Source organism: Streptomyces sp. XH2 (assembly GCF_049725035.1).
Lineage (GTDB): Bacteria > Actinomycetota > Actinomycetes > Streptomycetales > Streptomycetaceae > Streptomyces > Streptomyces roseoverticillatus.
The window spans coordinates 257,465-266,339 of the sequence record NZ_JBMMMZ010000010.1; the positions used below are offsets into that span (position 1 = coordinate 257,465).

Genomic DNA, 8,875 nt, shown 5'->3' on the forward strand with positions numbered 1-8,875 from the left:
ACTCCCCGCCAGGCCCCCGGCCCCGCCCGGGGGCACCGACGGCAGCGCGCCCGGCCCGGAGCCCGGCCGCAAGACCGTACGCCCGGCCGGCTCGGCACCGCCGGACCGCGCCGCGGGGGTTTCCCACCGTCGCGGCGGAAGAAGACGCGGCCGCCCGGCACCCCTTCTCCGCCGCAGCGGCACCCTCCCACGACGTCGCCTACAGCGGCAGGCCCTCGGAGCCACGGCACAAAGCGGATGACGGCGCCCGGCGCCCTCTCCCCGCCGCAGCGGCGCTCAGCCACGACAGCCCCGCCCGACGGCGCCGACCCGCCCCCGGCACGGAATCACGCACCGGACCGGTCGGCAGACCGCACGCACCGTCAGCTCGGCACCGCCGGTCGACTGTCCGGCCGGGTGTCGACGCCCGGCACCCCCTCCCCGCCGCAGCGGCGCTCAGCCACAGTGGCCGTGCCCGGCGGTGCCGTCGTACCTCTGGTGCGGGATCACGCGCCGGGCCGCCGGGCCGACGGGTCAGCCCGGCTGAGGCCCCGTGGCGACAGGACGCGACGGATCGGACGACCACTCGCTCCACGAGCCGACGTACAGCGCCGCCGGAACGCCCGCCACGGCCAGCGCCAGCAGCTCCTGCGCCGCGGAGACGCCCGAGCCGCAGTAGACGCCCACCTCGGTGCCCTCCACGGCCCCCAGCGCGGCGAAGCGGGCCGCCAGTTCGGCGGCGGGGCGCAGCCGCCCGTCCGCGGCCACGTTCTCCGTGGTGGGAGCGGAGACCGCGCCCGGAATGTGGCCCGCGACGGCGTCGATCGGCTCCACCTCGCCCCGGTACCGCTCCCCCGCCCGGGCGTCCAGCAGCAGCCCGCGGCGGGCCAGCGCCGCCGCGCCGTCCGCGTCGAGCAGCGGCAGCGCCCCCGGCGCCGGGACGAAGTCGCCCTCGCGGACGGCCGTCCGCTCGTCCGTGACCGGCCCGCCCTGCGCCCGCCAGGCGGCGAGCCCGCCGTCGAGGACCCGTACGGACGGGTGCCCGGCCCAGCGCAGCATCCACCACGCCCGCGCGGCCGCCCAGCCCTGGCCCCCGTCGTAGACGACGACGTCGCCGCCGGAGCCGACGCCGGCCGCGCGCATCGCCGCGCCGAAGGCCGCGACGTCCGGCAGCGGGTGCCGGCCCTCCTTCCCCGCGGGCCCGGCGAGCTCGCCCTCCAGGTCGACGTAGACCGCGCCGGGGATGTGCCCCGCCTCGTACTCCGGCCGCCCGGGCGGTCCCCCGAGCTGGTAGCGGACGTCCAGCAGGACCGGCGGCTGCCCGCTCGCCGAGGCGTCCATGAGTTCGACTGCGCTGATGATGGCATTCATGGACCCCATCCTGACGTAGTCGGACGTGCGGTCAACGGGCCTCTGGCGAGGCCGCGCACACCTGATCGATACTGGGCGCGCCTGCCCGCCGCGGCCCGCGCGGGCGCCGGAACGGTACTGCCCCGCGATTGCGGGCATTCTCCTGCGGGAACCCGGGAATCCCGGCGCGGCCGGGGGGCGCGTGACGGCCGGTGGTGCAACCATCTGGTCGTGCCCCGTCCCGTACCACCCCCGCGCGCCGCGGCCCGGCGCGGGACGCGCGGCCACCACGATGGTCCGAGGAGAGAGTGACATGACCGAGGTTTGGGGCTCCCCCCGGCCAGGAGCACGTGAGGGCCGGCGCGCGCCGGGCACCCCGTGCTGGACGAGTCTCCTGGCGCACGACCTGGAGTCGATCCAGGACTTCTACGGCGGTCTGTTCGGCTGGGCCTTCTACAGCCCCGGACCGCGTCAGCTGGGGCCCTACGTCCGCGCCACGGTCGACGGGCGGGACGTGGCCGGCCTCGGGGAGCTCACGCCGGGCGTGCGGCTGGCGACCGCCTGGACCACGTACCTCGCCAGCGACGACGCGGACGAGGCCGCGGAGTGGATCCGCTGTCTCGGCGGCACGGTCGGGGTGGGCCCGCTGTCCGCGGAGGACGCGGGGCGGCTGGTGCTCGCCAGCGACCCGGAGGGGGCGCCGTTCGGCGTGTGGCAGGGGCAGGAGCTGACCGGCGCGCAGCTGACGGGCGTGCCGGGCACGCCCGCGTGGCACGAGCTGGTGACCCGCCGGGCGTCCGCCGTCGTCGGCTTCTACCGGTCCCTGTTCGGGTACGACGTCAAGCCGGCCGACGCGGAGACCAGCGACTACCTGACGCTGCAGCTCGGCGACCGGCCGGTCGCGGCGATCCGCGGGGCCGGGCCCCGCCTGCAGGGCCCGCACTGGATGACGTACTTCGAGGTCGCGGACACCGACGCCGCGGCGCTGCGGGTGGTGGAGCTGGGGGGTCAGGTGCTGCGGCCGCCGCACGAGGGGCCGGCCGGGCGGGTGGCCACGGTCGCCGACCCGGAGGGGGCGGTCTTCACTCTGCTGCGGACAGTCCGCTGACCGGGGCGCCCGCGGAGTCGGGGTCCACGGGCAGCACGTCGGGCGAGAGCGCCGCGGCGCGGGCCGCGGCGGCCGTCAGCCTGCGGCGGTGGTGGCGCCGGCACAGCACCTCGTAACCGACCACGGTCTCGGGCTGGTTGACGTCGCCGACGACCACCTGCGCGCCCTCGACGACCATCTGCCCGCCCACCGTGCGGGCATTGTGCGTGGCCCGCGCGCCGCACCAGCACAGCGCCTCGACCTGCAGCACCTCGATGCGGTCGGCGAGTTCGACCAGGCGCTGGGAGCCGGGGAAGAGCTTGGTGCGGAAGTCGGTGGTGATGCCGAAGGCGAAGACGTCGAGTTCGAGGTCGTCGACGATCCTGGCGAGCTGGTCGACCTGGCCGGGGTCGAGGAACTGCGCCTCGTCGGCTATGACGTAGTCGGCGCGACCACCCGCGGAGAGGTGGGCGACGATGTGCGCGTAGAAGTCGAACCCCTCGCCCGCCTCGACGGAGTCGGTGACCAGGCCGAGCCGCGAGGACAGCTTGCCCGTGCCGGCGCGGTCGTTGCGGGTGTAGATCATCCCTTGCAGGCCGCGGGCCGAGCGGTTGTGCTCGATCTGCAGAGCGAGGGTGCTCTTTCCGCAGTCCATCGTTCCGGAGAAGAACACCAGCTCGGGCATGGGGAAGCCAATGCCTTTCATAGGTCGGGGCGTTGTGGGGGGATGCGGTGCTGCGTACGTGCGTTCAGGGTCGCACTTCGAGGAGCGGCACGAGCTGCTCCACGGGCGTCATGGAGCCGTGCAGCCCCACCATCGCGGATTCGTTCGGCTCGGTCTCCGTGGCGACGATCGCGATGTCGTCGCGGGCGGCGGCGACCACGTCGCCGATCCGGCCGTAGACGCGGTCGTCGACGCCCTCGCCGGGCCGGCCGAACCAGCCGGCCTCGATCGCCTCGTCGCGGCTCGCGATCCACATCTGCTCGCCCAGCACCTCCCGCCACACGGCGAGGACGTCGGCGGCGGCGCCGGGCACCGCGTAGACGTGGCGGGCGCGGGCCTCGCCGCCGAGCAGGGCGACGCCCGCGCGGAGCTCCCAGTCCTCGTCGAAGTCGATGCGCGACTCCGGGTCGAACGGGATGTCGATCATGCCGTGGTCGGCGGTGACGTACAGGGCGGAGCGGGGCGGCAGCTGCTCGGCGAGGCGCTGGGCGAGGCGGTCGACGTACATCAACTGGCCGCGCCACTCGTCGGAGTCGACGCCGAAGCGGTGCCCCTTGCCGTCGACGTCGCTGTAGTACGTGTAGACGAGCGAGCGGTCCGCGGCGCCGAGCCGGTCGGCGGCGAAGTCCATCCGCTCCTCGCCGGAGAGCCGGCCGTGGAAGGTGCCGCCGCTCAGCGCGATCTTCGTCAGCGGGGTGTGCTGGAAGTCCGGGGCGGAGACCTGGCACGTGTGCACGCCCGCCGCGTCCGCGAGCTGGAAGACCGTGGGGTACGGCTGCCAGGCGTGCGGATCGGTCCAGGGGCGCCAGCGCAGCTGGTTCATCAGCTGCCCCGTGGCCGGGTCGGCCACCGTGTAGCCGGGCAGGCCGTGGGCGCCCGGCGGCAGGCCCGTGCCCACCGAGGCCAGGGAGGTGGCCGTGGTGGACGGGAAGCCCGCGGTCAGCGGGTTCGAGCCGGTCGTCAGCGCGTGCAGGAACGGCGCCTCGGCGGGGTGGGCGCGCAGCAGCTCCCAGCCGAGGCCGTCGATCAGGAACACGCACACGCGGTCGGCCGGGGTGAGCTCCAGGCCCGTGGAGAAGCCCGGGACCCCCATGCCCGCCACGGCGGCCGGCAGCAGGTCGGCCAGCGAGCCCGTGCCGTAGCGGGGCAGCGGGGCCGTGCGGGGGTCGAGAGGGGCGGGCTCGTGCCAGGCGGAGCCCGCCGTCATCGGATGGGACATCAGCGGGCGGTCGCCGCTGTGGCTTCGGAGAGCGCCTGGGCGAAGGCCAGGGTCTGGCGGACGGTGTCCGGGCCGTCGCCGGCCTCGCTGACGCGCAGGCTCAGGTCGTCGGCCGTGGAGGAGCCGGTGTAGCCGTGGTCGGCGTCGCAGTTGGGGTCGCCGCAGGCCGCGGGCTCCAGGTCGATCCGGGACACCGCGCCCCAGCCGATGTTCAGCACGACCTCGCGGGGCAGGGTGCCCGGCGTGTACGACTCGGGGTTGGCGACGACGCGGCTCAGCACGACCGAGGAGATCCGCTCCAGCTTCACGGACTCCGTGGAGGTGGTGGCGTACGGGGACGGCGACGTGCCGTCGGCGGCCTGCTCGTCGGTGTGACTGACGATGAAGCGGGTGCCGGTGAGGACGAGGACCGTGACGTGGCGGCGCACCTCGTTGGAGTCGAACGTCGTCTCCTGGTGCACCAGGTACGACACGACCGGCTCCCCGCCCACTGCGGCCTCCACCGCCTCGGCCACGAGGGCCGGGTAGTAGCCGCTGCGCTCGATCGCCGCGCGCAGCCCTTGGGTCGTCGTACCGGTCTTCGCCATAAGCCCATCCTAAGGGGCCCACGGGCCCCGGCCGCCCGATGCGCCCGCCCCGGCCCCGGCCGCCGCCCCCCGATGGGACAGGCATCACACGGAGCCCCCCGTTCCGCCCGAGCCGGTCATCTGAGAGCCCTGCGTCTCCCGCTGAGGGACGGCACCGCCGGACCGCGCCGTCGTGGCTGAGCACCACCGCGGCGGGGACGAACGCCGGACCTCTACAGACAGGGCCCGCCCCGCGTCGCCCTCCGCCGCCACGGCGAGAAACCCCCACGGCGCGGACCGGCGGCGCCGAACCAACCGCAAGCGGGGCACCCAGCAACCACACCGGAGGTGGAACGGCACCGCCGGACCGCGCCATCGTGGCCGGGCACCGCCGCGGCGGAGATGGGCGCCGGGGCCTCTGCGGACCGGGCACGCCCCATTACTCCCGCCGCCACGGCGAGAAACCCCCACGACGCAGACCGGCGGCGCCGAACCAACCCCGACCGGGCCGAGCAACCGCACCGTCATCGCTGAACACCACCGCGGGCGGGCACGAGCGCCGGGGCCACCGCAGACGGGGCCCCTCCCGCCGCCACGGCGGGAAACCCCGGCGGTGCCGAGCACCCGCACACCGGGTGCAACCCGGTGGTCTGTTGCTGTCAGACCACCGGCAGGCTGCGAGGCCCCAGGTCCGTGCGTGCCGGGGCCGGCGCGAGGCGGATCGTGGCGCCGAGGACGTGGACGCCGTGGGGCGCGACGATCACCGGCTCCAGGTCCGCGCCGACGACCTCGGGGTGGTCGTCGACCAGCCGGGAGACCCGTAGCAGGAGCTCCTCCAGCGCCCGCGTGTCCACCGGCGTCGCTCCGCGCCAGCCGAACAGCAGCGGCGCGGTGCGGATCGAGCGGATCTGCTCGGCGGCGTCCCGGTCGGTCACGGGCACGAGCCGGTGCGCGGTGTCGCCGAGCAGCAGCGACGGCGCCCCCGCGAGCCCGAAGGACAGGACCGCGCCCGCCGCCGGATCGATCGCCGCCCGGACGACGGTGTCGACCCCGCGCGGCGCCATGGACTGGACGACGAGCCGGGTCTCCTCGGGCTTGCCGAGGAGCTCGGTCAACTCGGCGTACGCGCGGCGCAGTTCCGGCTCGCCGCCGAGGTCGAGCCGGACGCCTCCGAGGTCGGCGCGGTGGCGCAGGTGCGGGGCCGTGGGCTTGAGGGTGACGGGGAAGCCGAGCCGCCCGGCCGCACGGACCGCGCAGTCGGGGTCGGGCGCCGGCAGGGCGGGCAGGACGGCGATCCCGTACCGGGCGAGGAGCCGCTGCGTGTCGGGCGCGGAGAGGGTGACCGCGCGGGGCCCCTCGGGCGGCGGCGCCAGGACGGCCCCGTGGGCCTCCAGGAGGACCTCGATGTCCGCGGCGGCGCCCGCCTCGTCGATGTCGTCGTACTCCGGCACCCGCCCCGGCTCGGCCGCCAGCCGCCGCCAGCGTGCGTACCGCGCGGCCTCGGCGAGGGCCCGCACGGCCCGCTCGGCGGCGGGGTAGGCGGGGATCCGCACCGCCGCTCCCCCGGCGCCCGCACCCGCGCCCACGCCCACGCCCACGCCCGGCGGCTCCGCGAGGGCCTCCGCGAGCCCGGGGATCTCCAGGTGCACGACGGTGACCGGCTTCGCGGCGGGCGAGGCCGCGACGGCCTCCCGGAGCGCCCCGGCGAGGTCCGCCGCGGAGGCGTCCCCGACCCATGGGATGGCGGTGACGACGACGGCGTCGCACTCCTCGTCCGCGAGGGCTCCGGCCAGCGCCCGGCGGAAGTCGGCGGGCTGGGCGCCGGTGGTCAGGTCGTACGGCGGCTGGGGCCGCAGCCCGTCCGTGAGGCAGGCGTCGTAGGTGAGCAGGGCGAGGGACTCGGAGTTGCCGAGGATGGCGACGCGCGGGCCCGCGGGCAGCGGCTGGGAGGCGAGGAGCAGCCCCGTGTCGGCGAGCTCGGTGACCGTGTCGACGCGGATGACGCCGGCCTGCCGGAGCAGGTCGGAGACGGTGGCGTCGGGGATCCGGGTGCTCGGCACGGCGTGCCCGGTGGGCGCGGCACCGCCGTGCCGGGCGCCCTTGACGACGACGACCGGCTTGCGGGCGGCGGTGCGCCGCGCGAGCCGCGTGAACTTGCGGGGGTTGCCGATGGACTCCAGGTACATGAGCACGAGGTCGGTGTCGGGGTCGTCGTGCCAGTACTGCAGGAAGTCGTTGCCGGAGACGTCCGCGCGGTTGCCGGCGGAGACGAAGGAGGAGATGCCGACGAGCCCGGCGGCGCGCCGGTGCAGCCCGGACAGCAGGGCGATGCCGATCGCCCCGGACTGGCTGAAGAGTCCTATGCGACCGGCTGCGGGCAGCTCGGGCGACAGGGAGGCGTTCAGGCGGACGCCGGCGGCGGTGTTGATGAGCCCGAAGGCGTTGGGCCCGATGATGCGCATCCCGTACGAGCGGGCCTGGCGCACCAGCTCGCGCTGCCGGTGGCGCCCGTCGGCGCCGCTCTCGCCGTACCCGGCGGAGAGGACGACGAGCCCCTGGACGCCGTGCTCGCCGCACTCGGCGACGACGGACGGCACCTGCTCGGCGGGGACGGCGACGACGGCGAGGTCGACGGGCTCGGGGATGCCGAGGACGGAGCGGTGGGCGGGCACGCCCTCGGGTTCGAGCCGGGCGGCGTCCTCGGGGAAGGCGTGGTTGACCGCGTGCACCCGCCCGGTGAAGCCGCCGGCGAGGAGGTTGCGCAGGACGGTGCGCCCCATGCCGCCGGACGCCCGGCCGGTGCCGATGACGGCGACGGAGCCGGGCGCGATCAGCCGCTGGACCGAACGGGCCTCGGCGCGCTGCTCGCGGGCCCGCTGGACGGCGAGGGAGCGGTCGGTGGGCTCCAGGTCCAGCTGGAGGCGGACGACGCCGTCCTCGAAGCTGCGCTTCTGGGTGTAGCCCGCGTCCGTGAACACCTTGATCATCTTGGTGTTGGCGGGCAGCACCTCCGCGGTGAAGCGCCGGATGCCGCGCTCCCGGGCCACGGCCGCGATGTGCTCCAGGAGGGCGGAGGCGACGCCGCGGCCCTGGTGGGCGTCCTGCACGAGGAAGGCGACCTCGGCCTCCTCGGCGGGCCCGGAGGCCGGCATGCCGCGGCCGTCGACGCGGTCGTAGCGGACGGTGGCGATGAAGTCGCCGCCGACGGTGGCGGCGAGGCCGACCCGGTCCACGTAGTCGTGATGGGTGAAGCGGTGCACGTCCCGGTCGGAGAGGCGGGGGTACGGGGCGAAGAAGCGGTAGTACTTCGACTCGTCCGACACCTGCTCGTAGAAGCTCACCAGCCGCTGCGCGTCGTCCGGCGTGATGGGGCGCAGGTGGGCGGTGCCGCCGTCGCGCAGGACGACGTCGGCTTCCCAGTGGGCGGGGTACGCGTGCTCGTGCCCGGGCTGCGCCGGCGTCGTCTGCATGGGGCCAGAGTAAGGCCGGGCACCGACAACGAGGGCGCGGCGCCGGAGCACTCCCGGCACCGTGCGACACTGGTCTAGACAACCCCTACGACCTGAAGGGCAACACCATGGCTGAGCGCCGCGTCACCGTCGGCTGGGCCGAGGGCCTGCACGCCCGTCCCGCGTCGATCTTCGTCCGTGCGGCGACCGCCGCCGGCGTCCCCATGACGATCGCCAAGGCCGACGGCACCCCGGTCAACGCCGGCTCCATGCTGGCCGTGCTGGGCCTGGGCGCCCAGGGTGGCGAGGAGATCGTCCTGGCGAGCGACGCCGAGGGTGCCGAGGCCGCTCTGGACCGCCTGGCGAAGCTGGTCGCCGAGGGTCTCGAGGAGCTCCCGGAGACCGTCTGATTCGACGGAACCCCACGCGGCGGGGGGGGGGGGGGGGGGGGGGGGGGGCGCCGCGCGGCGCGGGGGGGGGGCGCCCGGGGGGGGGCGGCCC

At 75.9% G+C, this 8,875-nt stretch carries 7 protein-coding genes; 2 read left to right on the plus strand and 5 right to left on the minus strand.

Features of this window, described 5'->3' with window-relative positions:
* Positions 1-513: 513 nt before the first annotated feature.
* Positions 514-1,350 (minus strand): sulfurtransferase, encoded by an 837-nt coding sequence (locus tag ACOTKD_RS21840; protein ID WP_424890673.1) that lies wholly within the window; start codon positions 1,348-1,350, stop codon positions 514-516.
* 292 nt (positions 1,351-1,642) lie between these two features.
* Here ACOTKD_RS21840 and ACOTKD_RS21845 point away from each other — a divergent pair, with 292 nt between their 5' ends.
* On the plus strand, positions 1,643-2,437 hold the full coding sequence (locus tag ACOTKD_RS21845) for a VOC family protein (protein WP_424890674.1): 795 nt from the start codon (positions 1,643-1,645) through the stop codon (positions 2,435-2,437).
* On the opposite strand, the gene ACOTKD_RS21850 is transcribed toward ACOTKD_RS21845, so the two are convergent.
* The 4 genes from ACOTKD_RS21850 to ACOTKD_RS21865 all read right to left on the minus strand — a co-directional run bounded on the left by ACOTKD_RS21850 (position 2,412) and on the right by ACOTKD_RS21865 (position 8,395).
* Positions 2,412-3,101: a thymidine kinase gene (locus ACOTKD_RS21850; protein ID WP_424890675.1), complete on the minus strand. Its 690-nt coding sequence runs from the start codon at positions 3,099-3,101 to the stop codon at positions 2,412-2,414. The genes ACOTKD_RS21845 and ACOTKD_RS21850 overlap by 26 nt on opposite strands.
* 64 nt (positions 3,102-3,165) lie before the next feature.
* Entirely contained in the window at positions 3,166-4,359 is a 1,194-nt protein-coding gene (locus ACOTKD_RS21855) for an alkaline phosphatase family protein (RefSeq protein ID WP_424890676.1), read from the minus strand.
* Positions 4,359-4,946: a DUF5998 family protein gene (locus ACOTKD_RS21860; RefSeq protein ID WP_424890677.1), complete on the minus strand. Its 588-nt coding sequence runs from the start codon at positions 4,944-4,946 to the stop codon at positions 4,359-4,361. Before ACOTKD_RS21860 ends, ACOTKD_RS21855 begins: the two co-directional genes overlap by 1 nt.
* A gap of 638 nt (positions 4,947-5,584) precedes the next feature.
* Positions 5,585-8,395, minus strand: a complete 2,811-nt coding sequence (locus ACOTKD_RS21865) for a GNAT family N-acetyltransferase (protein ID WP_424890678.1) — start codon at positions 8,393-8,395, stop codon at positions 5,585-5,587.
* A gap of 107 nt (positions 8,396-8,502) precedes the next feature.
* Here ACOTKD_RS21865 and ACOTKD_RS21870 point away from each other — a divergent pair, with 107 nt between their 5' ends.
* The gene (locus ACOTKD_RS21870; protein WP_030368624.1) at positions 8,503-8,784 is read left to right on the plus strand and encodes an HPr family phosphocarrier protein; all 282 of its coding nucleotides are present in this window, start codon (positions 8,503-8,505) and stop codon (positions 8,782-8,784) included.
* The last annotated feature ends 91 nt before the right edge of the window (positions 8,785-8,875 follow it).